Source organism: Proteiniclasticum sp. (assembly GCF_032054185.1).
In the GTDB taxonomy this organism is placed as follows: Bacteria; Bacillota; Clostridia; order Clostridiales; family Clostridiaceae; genus Proteiniclasticum.
On record NZ_DAMBTF010000011.1, the window covers coordinates 47,853 to 72,031 of the forward strand.

Consider the following 24,179-nt stretch of genomic DNA (forward strand, 5'->3'; position numbering starts at 1 on the left):
CCCTATCTTGTTTCGCTGAACGGATTGATTCTGTTCAGTGTGATCTTCGCCTTACGGGTAATCGCATTCTTCATGACGGTCTTGGGCAGCTTGTCCAGTTCAAAACCTATGACATCATGCACTCTCTCAAGCTTTATGGCACCGAATCTGCATCTGAGGGTACAGGCACCGCAGCCTACGCAGAGATACTCGTCCACCTTGCTCGCTCCGCAGCCAAGGCATCTTGCGGTCTCCTTTTTGATCTGTTCCTCCGTGAGGACACCTCTCAGGTCCTTGAAGGTGGATTTTGAAATCCTGCCGTCCACATGCATGGTTCTCTGACGGACCGTGCCGTCATAGTCCACGATCTCCATGAGCGCATCTTTATCCAGCATCAGATAGGACTGGGTATCTCTTCCGAATACCAGTGACTGCCCTTTCTGAACAAATCTGTGGATGGATACTGCAGCTTCCTTTCCTGCCGCAATGGCATCTATGGCAAGCTTTGGTCCGCTGGCGACGTCTCCGCCGGCAAAAATATCGGACTTTGATGACTGAAGCGTCACGCGGTCGACCTTAACGGTGTTTCTTGGAGTAAGCTCCACACCCTCGCCCTTGAAGAGATCACCGTAGTCGAATGTCTGTCCTACAGAGAGAAGAACATAGTCGCATGGCACAACCTTTCTGTCGTTCTCGTCAAACTGCGGACTGAATCTTCCTTCTGCATCGAAGGTGGAGATGCATCTCTTAAACTCCACACCGGAAACTTTTCCGTTTTCATGAAGGATCCTTACCGGTCCCCAGGAGTTGTTTACGGCAATGTCTTCAGACAGAGCTTCGGAAACTTCTTCTTCATGGGCAGGCATGGTCTCCCTCGACTCCAGGCAGTAGAGATCCACTTTGTTTACACCCTCGAGTCTTATGGAGCTTCTGGCCACATCGATGGCTACGTTTCCTCCACCGATGACAACGACTTTCCCACTGACACCTGTGTTTTCCTGAAGGTTCGTCTTCTTCAGGAAGTCCACGCCATGCATGACCTCAGATGCATTTTCTCCTTCAATCCCAAGTCCGCGGCCGCTGCTTGCACCGATGGCCACATAGAAGGCATTGAATCCTTTTCTTCTTAAATCTTCCAGGCTGACATCCTTACCGATTTCAACGCCGGTTTCAAACTTCACGCCCATTTCACGGATCACATCGATTTCGGCATCCAGCACATTCTTTTCCAGACGGTAGGAAGGAATACCAAGAGTCAGCATACCGCCGAGCCTTTTCTCCTTCTCAAAGACGGTAACATTGTATCCATCAAGTGCAAGATCATATGCGCAGGTGAGCCCCGAAGGACCTGATCCGATGATGGCGATTTTCTTGTCGCTGTAGTCATGCCTTTTCGTCGGAATGAACCGGGTTTCCGACGCCATATCCTTTTCCGCAATGAACTTCTTGATGTCGTCCACCGCAACAGCTTCATCATAGCCTCCGCGGGTACAGTCCTCTTCGCAGAGCCTTGGACAGATTCTGCCGCAGACGGCAGGAAGCGGATTGTGCTTTTTGATGAGCTCCAGAGCTTCGGTGTACTTGCCCTGGGATGCAAGCTTGATGTAGCCCTGCACCGGAATATGGGCAGGACACTTGGTGATGCATGGCGCTGTTCCTGAATCCAGAGTATTTTTACGGTTTACTCTGTAGTCGCTGTTCCATTTGTCCTCTTTCCACTCGGTGTTTCTAGGTGTCACTTTAGTCAGCGTCTCATCGATGGGAGACTTCGAGCAGAGCTTCTGGCCAAGTCTTATGGCATTTGTGGGACAGACATCCACACATTCTCCGCAGGCAACGCACTTGCTCTCATCCACGACGGATCTGTAGTTCGATCTTACGATGTCGTTATTGAGGTATTCGTTGGCCAGTCTCATGGCATAGCATCCGCATCCGCAGCAGTTGCAGATGGCATGGGTATGACCTGGTGTATCCAGGTTCGGGATAGAGTGCATAAGACCGTTGTCTTCAGCCTTTCTGATGATCTCAAAGGCTTCTTCTCTTGTGATTTCTCTTCCTCTTCCTGTCTTGATGTAGTACTCGGCAGCATGGCCAAGCTGAACACACATCTCTTCTTTGAGGTGTCCGCAGCCTTCACCCATGGACTCACGGGAGGTTCTGCAGGAACAGTCCGATACGGAGAAGATATGGGATTCATTGAGGTGCTTCGTGACTTCTTCATAACTTGCCTTCTTCGAGTTTCCGTCGATGGCACGCTCGATGGGCAGAACCCTCATGGGCCCTCCGCCTATGGGCATAATCCCTGCAGCCATGGGTCCTTTCTTGCTGCCGAAGTAGTAGAAGGCTTCCGCCACTTCAGGATGCATTTCAACCAGTTCCCTGTTGTTATTGATCATCTCAAGATGCCCGGGCACGAAGATGTCATGCCAGTAGACATCCACACCGTCAACGGTGTTCCAGAAGGTGATCCCGGTCCATGCAAGGTGCTTCAGAGCTTCCTTGACCTCATCAAGAGGTTCTCCGCAGGCCGCCGCTATCTCCGTTGCATTTCTTTTCTTTCGAAACTCCACATGAAGGGCAACCTTTGCCTGAAAAGGCGTAACCAGTGACTCAAGGGCATAGTACTCCGGACCGAATGGAATCGCCTCACGGCTGGAACCGGCTTTTGTTCTTCCGATCTTGTTGGCAAGATCAAGAACCTCCTGTCTGTAGGCTCTTCCGTCAACATCTGCCCAGTTCAGCGCAAAGTTGAAGTTCTTCGATCTGTTGAAACTTGTCTTTTCCAGTTTTTTAGTCATCATTTAACCCCTTCCCATTTCTTTCTTTATCCAAGCTGTCCATACATCCATGCCTTCCCCGGTCTTTGCAGAGATGGGGAAGATCTTAATATCGCTATTGAGCTTTCTCACTCTTTCCTCCAAGAGACTCATATTGAAGTCGAAATACGGCATGACATCGATCTTGCTGATGAGGAGTGCATCCACCTTCGCAAAGATCATGGGATACTTCAAAGGCTTGTCGTCCCCTTCGGGTACGCTGAGGATCGCAATGTTCTTCATGGCACCTGTGTCATAGCCTACCGGGCAGATGAGATTGCCGATGTTCTCCAGAAATACAAGATCCACATCCGACACTTCAAGCTCGTCGATGCCTGTCCTTGCCATGGTGGCATCGATGTGACACAGTCCTCCCGTATGCATCTGCACCGCCTTTGCACCCGCTTCCTGAACGGTTCTTGCATCCACATCGGAATCCACATCCGCCTCAATCACACCGATATTCATCTCGCTTTTCAGCGCATGGATGGTGCTCACAAGGGTCGTGGTCTTTCCGCTGCCTGGCGAGGACATCACATTGATCATGAACGCATTTTTTTCTCTCAGTTCCACTCTTGTTTCGTCCGCAGTCTTCTTGTTGTCTTCATGTATGTTTTTCTTTATGGAAAACACTTTAAGTTCATTCATCTTAATCCACCTCAATCATTGATTTGCCTTGATTATAGCAATGAGGCACCGGGTCAACAATAGAGGGGATTTGCCTTGATTCCGCAATTATTTACTTTACCCAGGTGTTTACAGGTGAGTAAAAGACTCAGGGATTGTTATTTTTTTATTAAAGTGTAAACACATAAGCAAAGTAAAATTTTCTTCTATCCGTTGTATATAAATGAGATCTATGTTAAAGTTTTGTTAATCTTTGAAATTTATTGGGATGGAGGGAGACTGATGATGGACAGACAGGCAAAGCTTACAATTATTTCAGAAGGTCAGAAATACGGCGTCACGAGAACATGCGAGAAGCATGACATTTCAAGAACGCTTTATTACCGCTGGCTGAAGAAGTATGAGAGCCTTGGCATGGAAGGTCTTGATTCAGGTCGCCGTACTTCTGTTCCGGTCAACAGAGCCCCTGATGAAGTGACCGAGCGAGTGGTCACCCTCATCAGAAGCTATCCCTCCTTCGGCCCAAGAGAAATCAAATACCTGCTGGAGGAAATCGGACACGACATCAGCGAGTCCTGTGTCTACAACATCATGAAAAGACTCGATCTTTCCACAAAGGAGAAGAGGGTGAAGTTTTCCAGAAAGAAGCTTCCCAGTCCTTTAGGAGATACTCCGGACTTTCAGACTTCAGGATGCGGCGAATGCTGGTTCTTCTGGATCACGGTCTATGGCGGACTCAAGGAATCAGAAAAGACCTACGCTTATACCATCTTCGACTATAAGAGCAGAGTCGCCTGTTCAAGAATCTATGAGGAGCTTTCCATGGACTGCTTTGAGGATCTTCTGACGGCAGCCGCTCTTCCCGTTGCGCAAAGCCTCGGATTCAACACGAGGTATCTCTGCTTTCTTGAAGATGGCAGCCTGCCCTGCAGAAACAGAAGCGCATTTCTAGGCAGCGTACATAAGATTCTTCAATCCAGCGGTTTTGACCCTATGGTGTATTTTCTGAAAAGCGAGGAGCTGAGCACAGAAATCGATCAGCTGAAAAAAGAGTATGCACTTCATGCTCTCGCCTGTATCATTCCCCATCTCCATAAGGAGCTTCCTTTCAGCGAAATCAGGCTTATTCTCCAGAGAAGCATAAGAAGCTACAACTTAAGACACAGAACATACTATGGAGAGATTCTCGCATCACCTCTTGAGTATCACAGCAAGGCTACGGGAAGCAGCATGATTCTGCCTCTATGGGCCTATATCGACCGAGAATATTAAGGAGTGACAATATGCACGTTGCCATAATCGGTGCCGGTTTTTCCGGCATGCTTTCCGCCTATCTTCTGAAGAAAAAAGGAATAGAGGTCACTGTCTACGAGAAGGAAGCAGTCCTTGGCGGACACTGCAGGACGCTTCTAAACAGAGACCTTGTTGTTGAGCTTGGAACGGTCATCTGCTTCAGTCAGCACATCAAGGAGCTTTTACTGGAGCTTGATATTTCCTATTCTGAGCGCTTCACCTACAGAAACTTTCTGGATGAAGACTTCAGAAAGGTTGAGCATCTTTCCCATGAGGAGATCCTGAGCCTCATGGAGGAGCTGCCAAGGCTTGAAGGGCTCATCAAGGCTTACTCCTGTACGGAAAAGAGCCATAATTACGGTAAAATCACAGATCTTATGATTCCGCTCAGCGAGTTCCTTATGAAGCACAACCTGAATACCATCGGTCAGGTCATCGCGCCGCATCTGTCTTCCTACGGGTTCGGTTCCATTGACGAGATTCAGGCATACTACGCTCTGAATGTCTTCGACGTTAAGACCATCTACTCGTTCATCAAAGGAGACAAGCTCCTTTTTGTCGATGAGGGCATGTCGGAGATCATCAGAAAGCTGAGCAGAAACATCTCCGACATCCGGTATTCCGTTGTCGTGAGAAACATCGAGTCTCAAGGGGAAAAGGTAAGAATCGATACGGACTTTGACTCATCAGTCTATGACAAGGTGCTGATCACAACAAAGCTTCCAAATGATGTCATTAAAGACAGTCTCTATAACGAGCTCATGAAAAAGATTGATACCAACCCTTATATCACCTGCGCCTACGAGGTGGAGAACAGAAATATCGTGACCACCTACTACAAGGCAAACCTTGGAAAAAAAGAATGCATCCAGTTCTTCCATACCTACAAGGAGAAAGATAAAACCATTCTTGTCGCCTATGCCTACGGGACAGGAGATGCACCTTTAGTCAACCAGATCACTGAGGACATAAGAAAGTCAGGCATCAGCGTTAAGCACCTTATCACAGCGAGGCAGTGGTATATATTCCCTCATCTGAAGTCCGGTAATCTTACGGAGGATTTCTACTGGGCACTCACTGAGCACCAGAAAGAAAGCAGCATCTGCCTGATCGGTTCTCTTGTTTCCAAGCCTTCCATTTCCCACCTTTACGTTGCAGTGAAAGAATTCATCGGGACTACTTTCCCTTGATTCGCTCAGGTAAATAAGAATCACATTGGATTTTATTGAGCATAAAAAAATCACACCTATTGAAAGGCACCTAGGCTTTTCAATAGGTGTTCGTTTTTGATATAACTTAAGTATCTGTATTTCTTAGATTTGTCGGTACTCTTTGCTGTTCTTTAAAACGAATAATTCAACGCTATCAGTTTCAATATTCATCATGACATTTAGACCGCTCATCACTTTACTTATGTGAGCAAGCAGCAATTTAGTTTTAAGAAACACTCGAATAAGGAACTAAATAGCGAACTAATAAGGAACTAATAAGTATGAATTAAGGAACAGGTATGGTACAATTACTTCACATCATACTGGGAGGTGAAGTATGTTTGAACCTATATTTAAATACACTAATGATATAGTTATTGATTTAGTTAATATTGAAAGATACAGAACAAAACTGGAATATCTGTACTTACCCACAAGGACCAGACAGGAGATGCTGTACAAAGCCAAAATGAAAAAAACACATTTTTCTACGAGTATTGAGGGTAATGTTCTATCTTATGATCAGGTCGAGCGGGTAATTACCGAAAAAGGAAAAAAAACGAAAATAGATGCCGAAAGAGAAGTCATCAACTACTGGGATGCGTTATCCTTTCTTGAGAAATGCAGAGCAGAAAACCGGCCGATTAATATTCAATTTGTTTTAGAACTACATGGAATTATCGAACGTAAAGACATGAGAAAGAAAATAATAGGGTTCAGACAGGAAACTCATCCTGGTGTACTCATTGCAGTCTATGACAGTGTAACAAGGACTACTGAATATATCCCCCCGGAAGCAGCAGATATTAAGCCTCTTTTGGATGAGCTGGTCGCATGGTACAGCTGGGAGAATGATTTGCCTGTACCAATAAAAGCCGCGATTACCGCTTATCAGCTTGTAACCATTCACCCTTTCGAAGACGGGAATGGAAGAACATGCAGAGCATTAGCCACATATGTGCTGATGCTGGGTGGTTATGATTTTAAAGGTTTTAATTCAATGGAAGAATTTTATGCAAGCAATCTGGATGGGTACTATAAGAATCTGCAGATGGGGCTTCCCGTACTTTACTATGATGGAAGAAATAATCCGCCTCATCTGGAAAACTGGATAGAGTACTTTATTCGAATCATGAGGCTTAATGCAGAAAATATCACGACTCAGGCAGAAGAGGCAACGAAAAATGAAGAAAATAAGCTCGAGTTAAGCCACTTAAATAAAAAGGATAAAAAGATGATGAGATATGTGCTTGAAAAGAAGCTCGATAGAATTCAAACCAAGGATCTTGCGTCAATTTTCGATGTCACACCAAGAGCGATTACAAAGTGGTGCAGCAGTTGGGTAGATCGGGGTATTTTATCTCCAAATTATGTAAATGTCCGTATTACGTCATATTCACTGACGGAAAAATATAAAAATCTGACACCGACAGATATTGGTTTTACAGATTAATCATTCAGGAGACCACTTCAGTCATACAACTAATGCCATAAGAACTACGTGAGCATACCTCCTGTGGATCAATCCAGGAATTCCTTAAAGAACACCATGAAAAGCATCAGCTTTCTATGGTGTTCTGTTTTCTGATATTGATATAATATCTATATTTACTAATATCTGGCACTCTTTCCTGTTCCTTAAAAGAGATTATTCAATGCGATCAGTGTCAGTGCTGTCACGAAAATTTGACTACCCAGCACTATTCTTCCGTGAACAATCATTAATAGTTTGCAGCAATAACCAAATACGGAACTAAATAACGAACGAATAAGGAACAGGAATTGTACAATTATTTCATATTATACTGGGAGGTGAATTATGTTGAACCAAAATTTAAATGCACAAATGATACTATTATTGATTTAGTTAGTATTGAAAGATACAGAACAAAGCTTGAAATCTGTACTTACCCACTAGGAATCAATCTCATCTTCAAGAATCTTGAATTGTCATCATTTATTAAATCACTTAACTTAGGCATGTAAATTGGCATTGCTTAAAACACTTTCGATGACAAGGTCTTTCCTTACAAACGGACTTAAAAATCATAATTTATCCACAATAGAATGATGTCCAATATCTAATGCTATTATTATATCCGCTCCTTCATACTTCCAAAGTATCCTTATATCCATATTTACGCTACACTCAAATAAATCTTGAAATCCTTTAATTTTCTTAGTTCGTAAAGAAGGGTAGTGTGGATTTACTTGTAACAATTTCAATGTAGATGCCACTTGTTTTTGTTCTATTTTAGTTAGTTTTTTTAAACTTTTTACAAATGTTTTTGTGAGAACAATTTTAAACTTCATCTAGGTTGATTCCCATATCCATAAACATTTTATCTACGTCATCATAGGATTTTAATCCACCACTTTTATACTCAACATCTGTTTCCTTAATAAGTTTAGCAATACGGACTATTTCCTTTTTAGGATAAACCACTACTGGACATAAAAATATACCTCCATCCTTCTCAATTACTTCAAACTTATCTCCTTCTTTTATTCCAAGATTTTTAACTATCTCAGAAGGGATAGTTATTTGTGATCTTCCACGCATTTCAATTAACATAGCAATCCTCCTTTCAGATTTTCTTACTTTCTGATTATATTATAGACTATTTTATATTTGAATACAATTTTATATCAGCGGTAAATCCAGTTTCATTCTTCACTACTGCAGGAGTAATATTTTCATCACAAAACCCACTTTGTTTCTTATGCTTTATTAGTTAATCCAGGATCGTTCTTTCTTTAAAAAATGGATTTTCGACACCACAACTATCCATAATAACATGCATATTTCTTGAACAAATCTTCTTTTCCTTAATATCTTACCGATTCCGGTAACAGATTCCAAATAAATGCTTCAAACAGTAATTAATTTCTCAAACAAATGAATATTTATGCATCATTAAGCATGCATACTAACAGCTATTCACGATTATCATAATTTTATATTCATCATAATGTTACAAAACTCTTATTAAAACCGTGTATTCATGGGCTATTATATGATGTAAACGAATTAAACTCAGATAATCTCCCCACAAATATGGATTAATTCTGAATTAAGCTATTGCATATTTATGTAACTTCTTGTATTATTATGAAATATTAACCGATTGGGAGGAAACACAAATGAAAAAAACAGGATTAAAGAAAGCACTCATACTGACCATGGCACTTACCTCACTTCTGTCCTTTGCCGCCTGCGCATCCAAAGAAGCCGCATCAGAAGGTTCACCGGAAGCTGTCGCTTCAGCACCTCTGGCTGCGCCTGAGGTAAAGGAGCAGACACCACTTGAGAAAATCAAGGAAAAAGGTACGCTGGTTCTTGGTACCAGTGCCGATTACCCGCCTTATGAATTCCATGCATCAATCAATGGAAAAGATGAGATTGTGGGTTTCGACATTGAGATCGGAAAAGAAATTGCAAAAGATCTGGGCGTAGAGCTTGTGATCAAGGACATGAAATTTGACGGACTCCTTGCAGCGCTTGACCAGGGAAACATCGACATCGTCATCGCAGGAATGTCCCCTACACCTGAGAGAGCGGAGAACGTGGACTTCTCACAGATCTACTACCAGTCCCTCCAGACAGTGGTCGTAAGAGCTGAGGACAAGGATGTGCTTACTTCTGCTGACAGCCTTAAGGGCAAGAAGATCGGCGTACAGAAGGGTGCCATCCAGGAAACCATCGCAAGCGAACAGTTTCCAGGTGCCTCACCAGTAGCCCTTGGTAAGATCACAGATCTTATCCTGTCCCTTAACAGTGGAAGAATCGACTCCGCCATCATCGAGTATCCTGTAGCCAAGAGCGGTGTTGTTGCAAATCCAGGGCTCTTCATCACAGAGATTCCTATAGAGATGGAAGACAATGGAACAGCCATTGCCCTGAAGAAAGACAGCGGAGACTATCTTGAAGCGGTAAACAAGACACTGACAAGACTTCTGGATGAGAATCTTGTGGACAAATTCGTAGCCGATGCTACCCTTCTTGCAGAAGAGCAGCAGGAAAACTAAACCTTTAAGGGAAGTCAGGCTAACCCCTGACTTTTCCCTTTTTTAAATCATTCTTTATACGATACTAGGAGGTATTTCATGGACTTCAGCTTCATCCCCAAATATCAGAACTTCTTTCTTAACGGAATGAAATATACGCTGATTCTCGCCTTTTTCACCGTGATCCTTGGGTCGGTCTTCGGCCTGATTCTGGCGTTTCTGAGATTAAGCAGTAATAAACCGCTTAAATTCCTGGGCTCTGCCTATGTGGAATTCATAAGAGGCACGCCTCTTCTTCTTCAGCTCTATGTCATCTATTACGGACTTCCCTATATCGGCATCATGCTGCCCGATTTTACGGCAGGTATCGTCGCTCTCTCCATAAACAGCGCGGCGTATATCTCCGAGATCGTAAGGGCTGGAATCCAGTCCGTGGACAAGGGTCAGCTGGAAGCTGCCCGTTCCATCGGCATGAAGAAGAGTATGGCCATGAGATACATCATCATCCCCCAGGCGGTGAAGACCATCCTGCCCGCCCTCGGGAATGAGTTCATCACCATCATCAAGGAATCCTCCATCGTATCCATCATCGGTATCCATGATCTCATGTATAATGCCGACACGGTGAGAGGAAACACCTTCAAGGTGTTTGAGCCGCTCATGATCGCCGCCCTTCTCTACTTCATCATGACCTTCGGACTCTCGAAGATTCTTGGACTATTTGAAAGGAGGATGCAGACCAGTGATTAATGTCAGTGATTTAAAGAAAAGCTTCGGAAAACTCGAAGTGCTCAAAGGTGTGGATCTCACCATCAAAAAGGGAGAAGTCGTGGTCATCATCGGACCCAGCGGTTCCGGAAAGAGCACATTCCTTCGATGCCTCAACCTCCTTGAGGAACCTACAGGCGGAAACATCACCTTTGAAGGAATCTCTCTCATGGACAAGAAAGTGGACATCGATCTCATCCGCCAGAAAATGGGCATGGTGTTTCAGCAGTTCAACCTATTCCCTCACCTTTCGGTCCTTGAGAACATCACCATCGGACCAAGAAAGCTTAAGGGTCTTTCTCAAGGAGATGCCAAGGTCATTGCAGACAGACTTCTTAAACGCATCGGACTTGAGGACAAGATTTCAAGCTATCCATCAAAGCTTTCAGGCGGACAGAAGCAGAGAATCGCCATTGCAAGGGCACTTGCCATGTCTCCGGATGTCATGCTCTTTGATGAGCCCACGTCAGCCCTAGACCCTGAGATGGTAGGTGAGGTTCTGGATGTCATGAAGAAGCTTGCAGAAGATGGCATGACCATGATTGTGGTCACCCATGAGATGGGCTTTGCCAGAGAAATTGCAGATCGAGTGCTGTTTATGGATGACGGGCTCATAGTGGAGGAAAATACGCCAAGTGAGATCTTTAATCATCCGAAACATCCGAGGACCAAGGATTTCCTGTCCAAAGTGTTATAGAATGGAAACAGCAGAGAATAAGAATTAAGACCATAAGGAGAAGCGTATGAAGAAGAGGATAAGTGACCATATTGATGCCATGAAAGATGAGCTCATTTCAATCAGCGACTATATCTATGCCCATCCGGAGCTTGGCAACGAGGAGTTTCTGGCAGTGGAGAAGCTCACTGAGTTTCTGAAGAAGAACGGTTTTGAAATTGAGATGGGCATTGTAGGTAAAGCCACTGCTTTTCATGCAGTATATGACAGTGGACTTCCAGGTACGCATATAGCGTTCCTATGTGAGTACGATGCTCTTCCGGGTGTCGGTCATGGATGCGGTCATAATATGATCGGAACCATGGGGGCAGGAGCTGGAGTCTCATTAAGCAAGGTGATTTCAGAAACCGGTGGCAAAATCAGTGTCTTCGGCACACCAGCAGAGGAAACCGATGGCGCTAAAGTGGAAATCGCAAAACAGGGACTGTTTGATTCCGTGGATGCTGCGATGATTCTTCATCCTGGTCAGCACTCCGTGAAGAGCGGAAAATCACTAGCAATGGATGCCCTTCAGTTCTCCTATAAGGGAAAGGCAAGTCATGCTGCAGCTCAGCCGGAGAAGGGAATCAACGCTCTAGACGCAGTTATTCAGCTTTTCAACGGAATCAATGCTTTGAGGCAGCATGTGACACCTGATGTCAGGATTCATGGCATCATCCCCGAAGGAGGCCTTGCGGCAAACATTGTTCCTGAAGATGCCACTGCTCAGTTCTATATTCGTGCAGCAACTAGGGAAGTTCTGGATACTATAGTGGAAAAGGTTAAGCATATCGCTGAAGGCGCATCATTAATGACAGGAGCAACGCTCACCATCTCAAACTATGAGATCTCCTATGACAATATGAAGACCAATGAGGCTCTATCGGATACCTTCTCAAAGAACCTTCTTGAAGCAGGAGAAACAACTATCTTCTCCCCTGAAGGAGGTTCAGGATCCATCGATATGGGTAATGTGAGCTATAAGGTTCCTGCAATACATCCCTACCTGGGATTCGGTGCACCGGATGCCATTTCCCATAGTGCGGATTTTGCAGATGCCACCATTACTGATAAAGGGCATGAAGCACTCATTCGTGGAATCAAAGCGCTAGCCTATACAGGATTTGATCTTCTGACGAATGAGGAGCTACTAAGCGCCATCAAGAAAGAATTTCTGGAGAGTAAGGAAGTCTAAAAGAAAGTTTATGATATCAATTATATTTTAAATGATGTCAGCCACTACAGTCAGAAGTTGAAATCTGACTATAGTGGCTATTTTTTTGAATACAGCTTTCTTAGGGTAAGGTTCATCCTCTCCACATCTCTAAAATATCATGATATGATGAGAATAACATTTTCGGAGGTGAGGATTTGGTTACACTGCTCATAGTTCATCAAAAAAAGGATATTCCAGATTACTATTTGGGAGCCATAAAAGAATACAGCAAACGTCTAGGCAGGTATTGTAACCTAAGTATTGAAGCAGTGGAGAATATCACTGAAATCCCACCACTTGTTTCATCTTTCTACACTTATCGAGTTCATGTTAAAGGAAAGGCTCTGGATTCTGTTTCGTTCTCAGAAACGCTCCAAAGCCTATCACTTAGCGGTCATTCAAAAATTGCATTTGTCATAAATATGAAATTTGATTCTGATGATACTTTGAGTTTGTCCAGTTTAACTTTGTCCGATGAGCTTTCAGTTGTCAGTATGCTTGAGCAGATTTATAGAGCATTTAGGATATGGTACAGTGAACCGTACCATAAGTAACGGCGTCAGGTTGCTATTAGCTATGGAGACGAATCCATCAAGATATTACCTATCTAATCAAACTTAAAGCTTGAAAATGAATAGTCTCCTTTTTGCGTCTATAGAATAGGAACAGAGCGAAAATATCATTTTAGGATCATTGCTAAGGACACTTAATCATTCTCAATAAACCTATTTTATTTGAAGATCTCTAATAGTTCGAATTAATTATCCACGATACTCATGTGAAAACACACAACTCCCACAATAATAATTTTCCATTTTCTTTCCCAATGCACCACCAATTAATCCCACTGGACCTAATAAAACTCCACCCAAAGCCGCCTTGCCAACACTAAAACCTTTTTTCTGTGCGTCAACTTTTTCCCATTTAATTTTCTCGTCACACATTGGACACTTACTTGGTGCTTTAGCCATCTTCTTTCTCCTTATCGTTGTATTTTATATTTATTATATCAAATATGACATTTTAAAGAAATAACAATATAGATTTTAAATCATACTAGTATCTGCCACTCAATTCATTCTTAAAGCGCTTACTATGACGTAATTTTAGTTTGTTCTGATTTACAACACTTCTATCTATTTTGTTTTTCTACTCTTATTATCTGATAAATTAATTCTTATTCTTTTCAGATAGGTTGAAATTAGATTGTAGCATCTCTTACAGAGGTGCTATTTTGTGTGCAAATATGAAGAATCACATAAAGTTATTATACCCAAATTTCATATATTTATTCATATACTCGAAAATAAAGTTATAATAAGAATAGTTAGAAAAATACACTTGTATTGGAGGACATATGGATCAGCATTTAGTAGATAAAATAATTAAGTTTAGAGATGATAGAAACTGGAACCAGTTTCATAATCCTAAAGACCTGGCAATCTCTATTAGCATTGAAGCTGCAGAACTGCTTGAAACTTTTCAATGGTCAGGGACAGATTTAGAAAATAAGGTTAATATTGATAACATGAAGGAAGAACTGGCTGATGTGTTAATTTACTGTGTACTCCTGGCAGACAAGCTGGATGTTGATATTACCAGCATCATTGAAGAGAAACTCAAGATGAATGAGGAAAAATATCAAAAAGATAAAGCTTATGGTAACAGTAAAAAATATACAGAGTTGAGGTGATATTATGATTATCTACAAAAGTGATGTGCAGGGTTTTAAAAATGCTGTTGATAATAATGCCATCGTCTCTGATATAGAAAAAGGGTTTAACGAAAAGTTTGGTCGTAAGGTCAATAATAACGAAAAGAGATCCTGGAATAATTCACTTCGTTTTATGGAGACCGCTTTAAGAAAAGCTGAACTTCCCGGTGATTGTGGAGTACTGGTAGAATATAATATTCCTTCAACAAGTAAAAGGATTGACTTCATTGTTACAGGTCACAATGATAAGGATGAAGCTAATTTCGTAATTATTGAACTAAAGCAATGGGAAAGTGCTCAATCTACAGAAAAGGAAGAACTGGTGGCAACCTTCCTTGGTGGCGCAATTAGAGATGTTCCACATCCATCATATCAGGCATATTCCTATAAGAAATACATTACCGATATGAATGAGGCTGTTTATACTAAGAATATCCAGTCGTATTCCTGTGCTTACCTTCATAACTATAACATTCGTGAACCTGAGCCTCTATTAAGTCCTCAATACTCAGAGATCATTGAAGATACACCTATATTCTTTTCCAGAGACGTAAACAGGCTGGAAGCCTTTATGAAGAAGTACGTGGGAAAAGGTAGAGGCAAGGAAATACTTTATCAGATAGAGAACGGTAAAATAAAACCTTCTAAAAAATTCGTTGAGTATATTACCAGCATGTTTCAAGGAAATCAGGTTTATACATTACTTGATGAACAGCAAGTTGCTTATGCCAATATCATTGAACATGCAATGAATGGCGATAGCAAGAAGACGATCATTATTAATGGCGGACCAGGTACTGGAAAATCAGTAGTAGCAATGAATGCATTTGTAAGATTGTTAAATGAGGATATGAATATTCAGTTTGTCGCACCAAACGCTTCATTCAAAGAAGCGCTCATTACATCACTTAGTGGTGAAAGAAAATATACAAAGAAAAGACTGAACGCAATTTTTTCCGGGTCAGGTAGATTCTACGATGCGCTTGATGATGAATTTGATATGCTTATTGTAGATGAAGCCCACAGGCTCAAAGGTAAAGGCACCTATATGTATAAAGGCGAAAGCCAAGTTGACGATGTTATACGTTCTTCCAAACGCAATGTTTTCTTTGTAGATGATTTCCAGAGAATCAGACCTAATGATGAAGGTACCGTAGAAAAGATTATGGAAATAGCTAGCAATTATAATTCTGAAGTTATAAAAATCGATCTGATTGCTCAGTTCAGATGTGCAGGTGCAGAAGGATTTCTGAACTGGATTGAACATACTTTAGGACTTTCTGATACCGCTAATTTTGACGGGTGGGACCAAAAGACATTCGAATTTAAATTAGTTGATGATCCTAACCACCTCAAGGAACTTATTGACCATAAAAATGAACAAGGATTCAAAGCAAGAATGCTTGCAGGGTACGCATGGAACTGGACATCAGAAAAAGAAGGAAATTCAAATGCGGAGATCCATGACATTATTATTGATGAATATAACTTTTCCATGCCATGGAACAGTCGAAATAATTCATATTCATGGGCTGTTGATCCTGATAAAGCTGATCAGATCGGTTGTATACATACGTCTCAAGGTTTAGAGTTTGACTATATAGGCGTAATCATTGGAAATGATCTGAAATATGATCCTGTATCCATGGAAGTCCACGGCAGTTATGATAACTATAAAGATGCAGCCGGTAAAAAAGGCCTCAAAGCTAAACCTGACGAACTAACAAACTACATCAAAAACATTTACCGCGTTCTATTAAGTAGAGGAATGAAAGGATGTTATGTGTTTTGTCAGGATCAGAACCTTCGAGATTATTTTGAATCAAGATTGTTGATGAATCAAGGTAACTTATGATGATTATCACACTTGTGAATATATAGTAACAAAGGGTTATCTGAAGCAAATACTTCAGATAACCCTTTCGAATGTCCTGTATTATAGAATGAATCATCAGTCACCCAACAGACTCATCTGCTCCACTTCCTGATGATAGTGAAGCATTTCCAGATTTTCCTCTGCCGAATCCACTTCGCCCGCATATGTACTCTCTTCCACTTTTAGATACTCCATTGTCCCCGAAGTATTCGGAACGATCTTCATCATGAAGATGACCTTAAACTGATTCATGATGGAGTTCTGCTTGAGATCCGTCAGGCATATGAGCTGAGTGTTGTACTTCTTGGCAATATCAAAGAGAGGTTTGAGCAGATGGTCTGATGAAATCGGACCAAATGGATTATCCATAAGGAGAACTTTTGAATCCTTGTTCTTTCTGTTATAGTCCTCTGTACCCTTGCGACTATTTCTAGCATAGGACATGAGCGCAATCATTACTGCAAAGAAAGAGACAAATCGCTCTCCCCCGGAGTTTTCTCGCATGACCTTCTCCCAATCCTTAGCTTTGCTGTTCTGGGCATTGATATCCACTTTATATGCTTTGATACGAAGATCCGATAGATCAGAGATTACGTTAAGAAGCTCCTCACTGGACATGAACTTTGAAATGAGATCCTTCAGATCTTTCTTTGTCTTCCCTGTCTTTAGCTGCTCTTTTACATCGCTGGCACATTCCCTGATATACTGCTTCATGGCTTCCATGCCCTTCTCTTCAGGTTCCAGCTCCCGTAGTATAATCTCAATCATCTTCACTTTTCTATTCTTGCCATCCAGCTGAATACTGGAGTCATCCGCCACTCTGTTCACATGGTCATAGATTTCTTTTGCCAGAGCATAGCTCTGCACAACCGTATCATTAAAGAACTTTTCCATGTTTTCAAGACGTGTTTCCTGAACCTTGATCAGTTTGTCCAGAACATCCAGCTGATTCTCCATATACTCGTACAGATAGTAGTAATTATCTGGATCCCTTTCAGCCGAATCATACATCTTCTCCACAGTATAGAGAATGCTTGAGAGATGCTGATGCTTTTCCTTATAGTCTTCTTTCAGCTTATAGTAGATCTGCTGAATTTCCGTCTTTTCCTCTGACAGTTTCTTTGACAGAGACTGCAGCTCCTCCGACACCTCTTTGAATCCGCTCTCAACATTTCTATCTTCAGGCCAGATCATGATGCTGACTTTGATCTTACTGTCTCTCAGTCTTTCCTGAATTTTATCCCGAATGTCTGTACAGCTTCTCAAGGATTTCTCAAGAGACTTCTTCTGATCCTCCATTTTTTTCATGGAAGCTCTGCACTCAGAGGATCTTTCCTTATACTTTCCATGGATCTCTTCTTTTGGAAGCAGAACAATTCCTTTGTATTTCAGGTCTTCCTTCTTTGCCTCACAGATCCCTAAAAGCCTTCCAGCCTCAACTTCTGCATCCTTGGAAATTTCAGCTCTATTTTTCACATCGGTCTCCAGCTGTTTCCTTACACTTCTCATTCTTTCCGCTTCAGACTCAAGATAGACAAGAGCTTTATAGTCTCCTTCGGATACTCCAGTACTTAAAAGCTTCTTCTCTTTTGTCTTCAGATCACCTGCCTTATCTGAAAACTCTTTCTCCAGACGGTTGATGTTGCCGCCAATCTTTTCCTGATACTTGCTGTGCTTGGCTTTAAGCTCCTCGATGCTGCCTTCTTCAAGAGCCTTCTCTTTTGCATGGGCAAACTGATCTTTCTCTCTGGAAACAGTTTTATGCTCTGCATCCAGACTCCAGATCTCTTTATACATATTGCCAGTAAAGACTGTAATTTCATCTTCTTCAGATTTTAAACTTTTCAGTCTCCGCTCCAGATTTTCCTGTTCTTTCTCAAGGTTTTCTTTTCTCTGTAGATGCTGCTCATATTCCGCATTCTCTGCCAGGTGTGCTTCCAGCTTCCGGAGCTTTCTCTCAATTTCGTTCAGCTCTCTTTTCTTCTCTTCCTTCTCTTTTTCCAGTACCGTCTTAAGAACCCTGATCTCAGTTCTTCTTCTCTGGAGAACATCTGATCTGTCCTTCAGATCCGAGATCTCATTAAGATACTTCTTCTCCTTATCCTTGGCTTCTTTGAAGTAGGTTTCTGTATAGTGGAAGTTCTGAATCAGGTTTTCGTTTTCTCTCAGCTCTTTCAGGTATGCTTCATAGTGTTTTCTACTTTCTTCTTCCTCTCTCAGCTTTTTGACAAGCTCAGCCTTATAGCTTTCAAGCCCGTCGCTTTCAAAGAGCTTCTCATCAGGTTTTGAAACAATCATTTTCCCCGGACCGATGAAAACAAATGCTGTGTCTTCTTCTGCATTACCTTCTAGGCTTCCATAAGTGAGCACCGGTACCGGCGTAAGCATCGGGTGTTCAGGAAGATTGTTCTTCAGCTTTTCAAGCCCTTCTTCTGTCAGAAGAAAGGCATAGGGAAGAAGCGGAACTGACCTCAGCAAAGTCTTCCTAATCTCCATGCTGTGCTTCTGCAGATAGTTTTCTCCTGTGTCAAACTCAATCCCCATATCCATCAGGTGATCGAAGAATTCCTTGGACACATGAAGAATGCCGTTCTCCATGGCAGACTTCCTCTTTTCAAGGCTTCTCACTTCCTCTTTGGCCGCGTCCAGCTTCTCCTCTGCTGTTACCGTAAGTTCTTTAAGCACTGATAGGAGATACTCCTTCTGAAATCTCTTGGTGGAACTGATGTCATAACGGTTGAGACACTTAAGAACTTCTTCTTCCTTCATCTCAAACTCTCTCAGCTCTCCTGCAAGACTTTTCAGGCTGTTTTCAGTTTCCCTTTTTCTGACTTCCACCTTCGGGAATTCCCCAAGAACTGTTTCCTCTTCCTCAATGGCCTGCAGCTTCTTCCGCTCAACACTTTCCAGTCCCAACGCTACATTTTCTACCTCTTTCCGGATGGAATTGGTCAAAGCGTCCGCCGTTTTCGTATCCAGTCCCTTCATGAGGTTTCTCTGAATACTGACTTGGAACCGTTCGGAAAGCTCATTCTCGTCTCTTTCAAAGGCGCTGATAAAAGAATGATGCTCACTGATTACACTGATGTTTTCCTTCTCCCTGCTTCTTAATGAGGCTTCCTCTTTCCTGATCTCTTCTCTTCTTTCCTGGAGACTATCAAGCTTATCTCTAAGCTCTTCAATTTTACTGAAAAGCTCCTGAGCCTTCGCTTCCAGTGAAACTTTCAGCGAATAGGCAATTCTTTCCATCATCTCCTGGTCTTCTGATGGCTCCTTCAGTCTCTTGAGCTCAGTTTCAATACCGGCAATCTCTGACTGAAGCTTCAACATCTCCTCATAAACCATTCTGGCATCCATGACCTGAATGTCATACCGAACGTTTCTCAGTTTTTCTTCGGATGCTTCAAGCTCAGCTTTCAGTTCTTCCACTTTCTGTCTGCTCTTCTCGTAGTTTTCTTCGGCGATGTAGAACTCCTCAGACACTCTCTCCTGATCGATCCTGTAGAGTTCCTTCTTCTTCTCTTCCAGTTCCTCCTCCAGAGATCGCGTTCTTTCTTCAAGCCTTGTTAGCTCCACATGAAGAAACTGCTCTAGGGCGCGTAGTTCCTTCTCCTTTTCCAGCTTCTCTGACTGAGTGCCTGCAGCTCTGCATACTGTATCACTAAGCAGCTTAAGCCTTCCGGAAAAACCTTTGAGAAGATCCCTTTCCAGGATGAAGGATTCATTCTCGATCATGGACTGGGCGAGGTTACCCATCATCTCAGGAAGACTCTGGGATTCATCCTGATCATCAAAAATCACTTTATTCACTGTATTAAGAATCCAGTCTCTCAGAAGAAGTCTTGGGGTTCTGCATTTCTCAAAGATCTTGATGAGTCCGCCTTCTTCGGAGTTTATGGGCAGAAGCACGGTCTTCCATTCGTCAGGATGGATATTGTAGCTCTCCAGATGCTTCTGATAAGCTCTTCTGTCGTATTCGCTGAAGTAGGCGACACTTCCGCTGCGTGTTTTCCGCGCATCCTGAATCAGCTTCTGGGCTTCCCCGAAACCTTTAACCAGCACTCTGTTCTTGTCTTTGGTTGTAAGCTCAATATGCCGGATATCCATGGCATCATTAAGCCTGTAACTTGTAGTGAAAGTGAAGTACTTGACTGCGTGATTCCCTTCCTCAATGTCCTGGAAGGTATTTTCCTTGCTCATCATGGCAATGCCTGTGAGCAGATACCCACCGTCTCCGTCCAGTTTCCACTCCACAAGAATGTATGCAGGCTGCTTCTTTTTCACAAAGAAATCGCTCATTTTTCTTTTCTGCAGCATAAGATTCGGCAAGATCGGCTGCATCAGCGCCTGAACAAGTACGCTTTTTCCGCCACCGTTCTTAAGACTGATGAGGGCATCTTCTCCCTGATGAAGATTGAACAGTTCATCAAGAATCAGTCTCTTGTCTCCGTTATAGGAGAAGTTTATGATACGGATTCTACTGATCTTCGGCATGGTCTTCCTCCCTTAGTATCTTCTGGATCTCCTGGACCCGGTCCTCTTTGAGGTAATAGTGAATCATAAGATCGTCAAGCTTTTCTGTTGTCCGGATTTCCTTCTCATCTTCCGAGATCCGAAGGAGTCCCTCCTGCTGAAGAAGCCTCGCGACTCTTAGAAGAAAGCCCATTTTCGTCGTGATTCTGCTTCCTTCCTCATGCCCCTTCTTTATGTCCCAGACCTCGGCGCAGATTTCGAAGTTCATGCTCACTTTCTGGTCCATCTCCTTGGCCGCTTCCTTCCTGCTGAGCACTTCCCCGGTTCTTCTATCCATCTCCTCCACCACATGAAGGAGGGAAAGAAATTCCCTCTGCTTGGGATCTCTGTTTTTCCCGCCGAAGAAAAGATTGAGGATCACGGCGGTAATGTAGTAGGCAAGGAACGCATCAGTCTGGCGTGCATTGCCTCCGAACCATTCTCTCGTATCTCTGTGACGAAACCCCAGAAGCTCGTTCTCCTGAGAGGGAAGGAGGTATAGGACATTGTTGACTCTAAGGACCTCAGCGTCCAGCTCCTCTGTCATGGTATCCAGGATCTCTTCCACTTTCATCTCACTGATATAGGACATAAACAGATCCTTATGGGAGGTTCTGGTAAGCTTTCCTTCCTCCATGAGCACCTTAAGCAGTGCAGAAGCTGTTCTAATGTGTTCCATTTTCATTCACCACCTTAATGCTGATATTGTCTACTTCTACGGTTTTTCGAAAGAGAAGCGTATCGCTTCTCTCTTCAACGACGATCTCAAAACTGTCCTGCTCGATTTTGCTGAATATCAGATGATCCACGGATTCAAATCGTGAACCCCTGTAGATGAGCTGATGAAGAAGAGCATCCACATTGAATTCTCCTGTGCTGTTACCAAGGAACTGCCTATCGGACTCCCTGAAAGCTCTGACATCTAAGGTCTCCATTTCGTAGAGCTTCAGCATGGTGATGAAGAGAAGATTCTGCTGCATGAGGGCGTTAAACTCCTCGGAGTTATTCTTAAGCTCACTGCAAAGAGTCTTGAAGTCAATGCTTCCCTCTCTTTTCCCCGCTTCTTCCACAATGGATGTGAGAATCCTGAGATAGATACCGTTGATTTTCTCGTTCTTCTCTTTTTCCACATCTTCTTTGACTTCATCCACAAGGATTCCCTCTCCTTCTGTGGATTCTTCTTCCGACAGTTTCCCCTGGGCTTTGTAGAAAAGGCTTATGGGGAGATACCTGTAGGGCTCCACATGAAAGAGCGGCGTGAAGAGTTTCCAGAGATTCTTTACGCCTTCTTCAGTGATCTTTTCCATGGGGAGAAGGATCTCCTGTTCGAAGTCATACCGTTTCTGAGTCGTGAACTGGAAGCTCTCTTCCAGAGTGGACTTTAAGATCTTGTAGGACCCCTCACGGCTGTTGATGAGACTGGACTGCTCTTTTCTCGCTGTGGAGAGGTTCTCGATGATTCTTTTCATTTCCGTCTGCGCTTTTTTCAGGTCTTCCGTGAGTTCGCCGTGTTTCTCGTAATCTTCTCTTATTCTTCCCTCTGACATTCTCACCATGTTCTGGATCTCTCCCAGGGCTTTATACTCTTCCTGAAGAAGCTTGTAGATGCTCGAGATGAGCTCGTCAAACTTAGTCAGGTCCAGATCATGGATGTTTCCTCTGGCCGCCTGTATGAACTGTTCAAGATCTCTTTTCTTCTGACGCACCATCTGAACAAGATTGTTGCTCTGGGAAAGCGCCTTCTTGTAGTTCTTTCTTCTGATGAGTTCTCTCAGCTTGAACTCTTCCACAGAGAAGCTCAGTTCATTGTCCACTTCTTTGGTACGGAAGAGAAAATCGTACCCCTGATCGGTCAGCGAGTAGATGCTGACATACCCTTGGGGCCTGTCTTCCACTTTTTCATTGAGGAGTTTGATTCTCAGCTGTACCCACTCGCGTGTTTCATAGTTCATCACCGGATAGTAGGTGTTCTTTCCATCAAACTGCAGCACAGTCTTTATGATGTACTCTGTGATGGGCAATGCCATTTCCTTTGCATCAGGATAAATATAGTAGTCTTCCAATATCTTTTCAACAAATGCGGATATGGTTTTTAGGGTACACTCCTCTTCCTCGGTAAGTGTCTTATCCATGATGAATACAAGGACAGAAAAGATGAGGTTCTCAAACTCTTTATCTCCAATGGGATTTTCCAGTTCCTGCTTCTTGTTTCTTCGATTGATCAGTGCATCCACCACACCGATGAGCTGCATTCTCTGATGGAAGCCTTCAAGGAATTCATACATGGTTTTGTCCTTTCATTCTGGATCCAAGGATCTGATGGTTCAGAATTTCCTGAGGGATATACTGCCCCTTCTCCAGAATACGCACTATTTTCTCCTGATGATCTGTCTTAAAATGAGACAGAAAGCTTACAAGGTCTGCCCTTGGTGCTCTGTAATCTCGGGTTGTCGGATATTCTGTCATGGGATGAACTTCGAGCATCGCCTCATAGGCGTCAACGAGAAGTTTAATGTGAACTTCCGGGTTTTTCATTTTTGCTTCCTGGTAGATAGAGATACCTTCATAATCAAGGTCTCCGAAATAGTAGAAATCGGCTTTCTCCTCTCCAAGAATTTCTTCGATATACTCCCGAAGTCTGCCCGACTGTCTGGTAATCTTCTTTCCTTCTCCATAGAGGAGCACTTTGAAAGGAATGCCAAAGAGGACCGGTTTATCCTCTTCTCTCATGATTTTACGAAGAGTATACCAGGTATCCTTATTCTCTATAATGAGGATTTCTCCCTTTTCTAATTCAGGATGGATGTATTCAAAGAAAGGTTCCGGTGTAGGGTAGGTATGAAGATCCTCTAGTGTAAATTCCTTCATTCTGAAGTATGTGGAAAACTGATGCTCTATGAATTTCAGAAGTTTCTCCTTACCGAATATGGAGAAAGAACGTTCATTGATGGACATGGGTGCCTTTAGCTCATGAGATCTCTTCCAGAGAAAATCGCTGAGCGCCTCTATGTCTTCTGCATTAACAAGGTACTGCTCGGGATGAGTCAGATAATACTGATGATCAAAGCGGGCATGGAGAAGCTTAACCTTCGTGAATACTTGAGTATAATCCTTCTCTTGACTGACGATCTTATACCTGTTGTAGAGTAAAGGTCTTCGTCCGTTCATTCCTGAAGCTTTCACAGGGATAAGTGCTCCTTCTCCTACTAAAAGACTGATGTCAGAAGCGGCAGCTTCATAACTCTCAGGATAATTGCTGAGTAGATCATTCAGTTCAACGGTTTTCTTCGTATGCTTCTCTATATATAACTTCAGATTCATATGGGCCTCCAGAAAGATTTTCAATACTCTTATTATATCAGAATATTATTGCAATCCATTAAAATCAGTGAATATTGTCGTCGGATTACATGAAAAAAGCTCAGCATTTTTCATACTGAGCAT

At 42.8% G+C, this 24,179-nt stretch carries 19 protein-coding genes; 10 read left to right on the forward strand and 9 right to left on the reverse strand.

Features of this window, described 5'->3' with window-relative positions; all coding sequences use genetic code 11:
* Positions 1-2: 2 nt before the first annotated feature.
* Together RTX25_RS07995 and hypB are read right to left on the reverse strand one after the other, a co-directional pair.
* Positions 3-2,780, reverse strand: coding sequence for an FAD-dependent oxidoreductase (locus tag RTX25_RS07995; RefSeq protein ID WP_312652516.1), 2,778 nt, complete (start codon positions 2,778-2,780; stop codon positions 3-5).
* On the reverse strand, positions 2,781-3,443 hold the full coding sequence (gene hypB / locus RTX25_RS08000) for a hydrogenase nickel incorporation protein HypB (RefSeq protein ID WP_312652518.1): 663 nt from the start codon (positions 3,441-3,443) through the stop codon (positions 2,781-2,783).
* A gap of 261 nt (positions 3,444-3,704) precedes the next feature.
* Here hypB and RTX25_RS08005 point away from each other — a divergent pair, with 261 nt between their 5' ends.
* The 3 genes from RTX25_RS08005 (at position 3,705) to RTX25_RS08015 (ending at position 7,379) form a co-directional block, all read left to right on the forward strand.
* Positions 3,705-4,694, forward strand: coding sequence for a helix-turn-helix domain-containing protein (locus RTX25_RS08005; protein WP_312652520.1), 990 nt, complete (start codon positions 3,705-3,707; stop codon positions 4,692-4,694).
* Between the two features lie 11 nt (positions 4,695-4,705).
* Positions 4,706-5,905, forward strand: coding sequence for an FAD-dependent oxidoreductase (locus tag RTX25_RS08010; protein WP_312652522.1), 1,200 nt, complete (start codon positions 4,706-4,708; stop codon positions 5,903-5,905).
* Between the two features lie 358 nt (positions 5,906-6,263).
* Entirely contained in the window at positions 6,264-7,379 is a 1,116-nt protein-coding gene (locus RTX25_RS08015; RefSeq protein ID WP_312652524.1) for a Fic family protein, read from the forward strand.
* A gap of 593 nt (positions 7,380-7,972) precedes the next feature.
* Here the strand turns inward: RTX25_RS08015 and RTX25_RS08020 are convergent.
* Together RTX25_RS08020 and RTX25_RS08025 are read right to left on the reverse strand one after the other, a co-directional pair.
* Positions 7,973-8,239 (reverse strand): type II toxin-antitoxin system mRNA interferase toxin, RelE/StbE family, encoded by a 267-nt coding sequence (locus RTX25_RS08020; protein ID WP_312652526.1) that lies wholly within the window; start codon positions 8,237-8,239, stop codon positions 7,973-7,975.
* Positions 8,229-8,501 carry an AbrB/MazE/SpoVT family DNA-binding domain-containing protein gene (locus RTX25_RS08025; RefSeq protein WP_312652527.1) on the reverse strand — a complete coding sequence of 91 codons (273 nt, stop codon included), beginning with the start codon at positions 8,499-8,501 and terminating at the stop codon, positions 8,229-8,231. The genes RTX25_RS08020 and RTX25_RS08025 overlap by 11 nt, the downstream gene beginning before the upstream one ends.
* A 569-nt stretch (positions 8,502-9,070) precedes the next feature.
* Between RTX25_RS08025 and RTX25_RS08030 the strand changes: the two genes are divergently transcribed.
* From RTX25_RS08030 to RTX25_RS08050, 5 genes are all read left to right on the forward strand, one after another.
* Positions 9,071-9,955, forward strand: coding sequence for a transporter substrate-binding domain-containing protein (locus RTX25_RS08030; RefSeq protein WP_312652529.1), 885 nt, complete (start codon positions 9,071-9,073; stop codon positions 9,953-9,955).
* A 78-nt stretch (positions 9,956-10,033) separates the two neighbouring features.
* Positions 10,034-10,684 carry an amino acid ABC transporter permease gene (locus RTX25_RS08035; protein ID WP_312652531.1) on the forward strand — a complete coding sequence of 217 codons (651 nt, stop codon included), beginning with the start codon at positions 10,034-10,036 and terminating at the stop codon, positions 10,682-10,684.
* Complete coding sequence (locus tag RTX25_RS08040; RefSeq protein WP_312652533.1) at positions 10,677-11,399, forward strand: amino acid ABC transporter ATP-binding protein; 723 nt, start codon at positions 10,677-10,679, stop codon at positions 11,397-11,399. Before RTX25_RS08035 ends, RTX25_RS08040 begins: the two co-directional genes overlap by 8 nt.
* Positions 11,400-11,445: 46 nt before the next feature.
* Complete coding sequence (locus RTX25_RS08045) at positions 11,446-12,612, forward strand: M20 family metallopeptidase (RefSeq protein WP_312652534.1); 1,167 nt, start codon at positions 11,446-11,448, stop codon at positions 12,610-12,612.
* 176 nt (positions 12,613-12,788) lie between these two features.
* Positions 12,789-13,187 (forward strand): 23S rRNA (pseudouridine(1915)-N(3))-methyltransferase RlmH, encoded by a 399-nt coding sequence (locus RTX25_RS08050; RefSeq protein WP_312652536.1) that lies wholly within the window; start codon positions 12,789-12,791, stop codon positions 13,185-13,187.
* Positions 13,188-13,394: 207 nt separating this feature from the next.
* Here the strand turns inward: RTX25_RS08050 and RTX25_RS08055 are convergent, their stop codons facing one another.
* A complete protein-coding gene (locus RTX25_RS08055; RefSeq protein WP_312652538.1) occupies positions 13,395-13,604 on the reverse strand; it encodes a hypothetical protein in 210 nt (69 codons plus the stop codon).
* A 386-nt stretch (positions 13,605-13,990) separates the two neighbouring features.
* Between RTX25_RS08055 and RTX25_RS08060 the strand changes: the two genes are divergently transcribed.
* Together RTX25_RS08060 and RTX25_RS08065 are read left to right on the forward strand one after the other, a co-directional pair.
* Complete coding sequence (locus tag RTX25_RS08060; protein ID WP_312652540.1) at positions 13,991-14,326, forward strand: nucleotide pyrophosphohydrolase; 336 nt, start codon at positions 13,991-13,993, stop codon at positions 14,324-14,326.
* Positions 14,327-14,330: 4 nt separating this feature from the next.
* Positions 14,331-16,202 (forward strand): DUF2075 domain-containing protein, encoded by a 1,872-nt coding sequence (locus RTX25_RS08065; protein WP_312652542.1) that lies wholly within the window; start codon positions 14,331-14,333, stop codon positions 16,200-16,202.
* A gap of 96 nt (positions 16,203-16,298) precedes the next feature.
* On the opposite strand, the gene RTX25_RS08070 is transcribed toward RTX25_RS08065, so the two are convergent.
* From RTX25_RS08070 to RTX25_RS08085, 4 genes are read right to left on the reverse strand one after another with little or no spacing between them, the layout of a single operon-like run.
* A complete protein-coding gene (locus tag RTX25_RS08070) occupies positions 16,299-20,717 on the reverse strand; it encodes a hypothetical protein (RefSeq protein ID WP_312652544.1) in 4,419 nt (1,472 codons plus the stop codon).
* The gene (locus RTX25_RS08075; RefSeq protein WP_312652546.1) at positions 20,701-21,414 is read right to left on the reverse strand and encodes a DUF6063 family protein; all 714 of its coding nucleotides are present in this window, start codon (positions 21,412-21,414) and stop codon (positions 20,701-20,703) included. The genes RTX25_RS08070 and RTX25_RS08075 overlap by 17 nt, the downstream gene beginning before the upstream one ends.
* A complete protein-coding gene (locus RTX25_RS08080; protein ID WP_312652549.1) occupies positions 21,401-23,020 on the reverse strand; it encodes a hypothetical protein in 1,620 nt (539 codons plus the stop codon). The genes RTX25_RS08075 and RTX25_RS08080 overlap by 14 nt, the downstream gene beginning before the upstream one ends.
* Complete coding sequence (locus RTX25_RS08085) at positions 23,013-24,056, reverse strand: Wadjet anti-phage system protein JetD domain-containing protein (RefSeq protein WP_312652551.1); 1,044 nt, start codon at positions 24,054-24,056, stop codon at positions 23,013-23,015. The genes RTX25_RS08080 and RTX25_RS08085 overlap by 8 nt, the downstream gene beginning before the upstream one ends.
* Positions 24,057-24,179 lie beyond the last annotated feature (123 nt).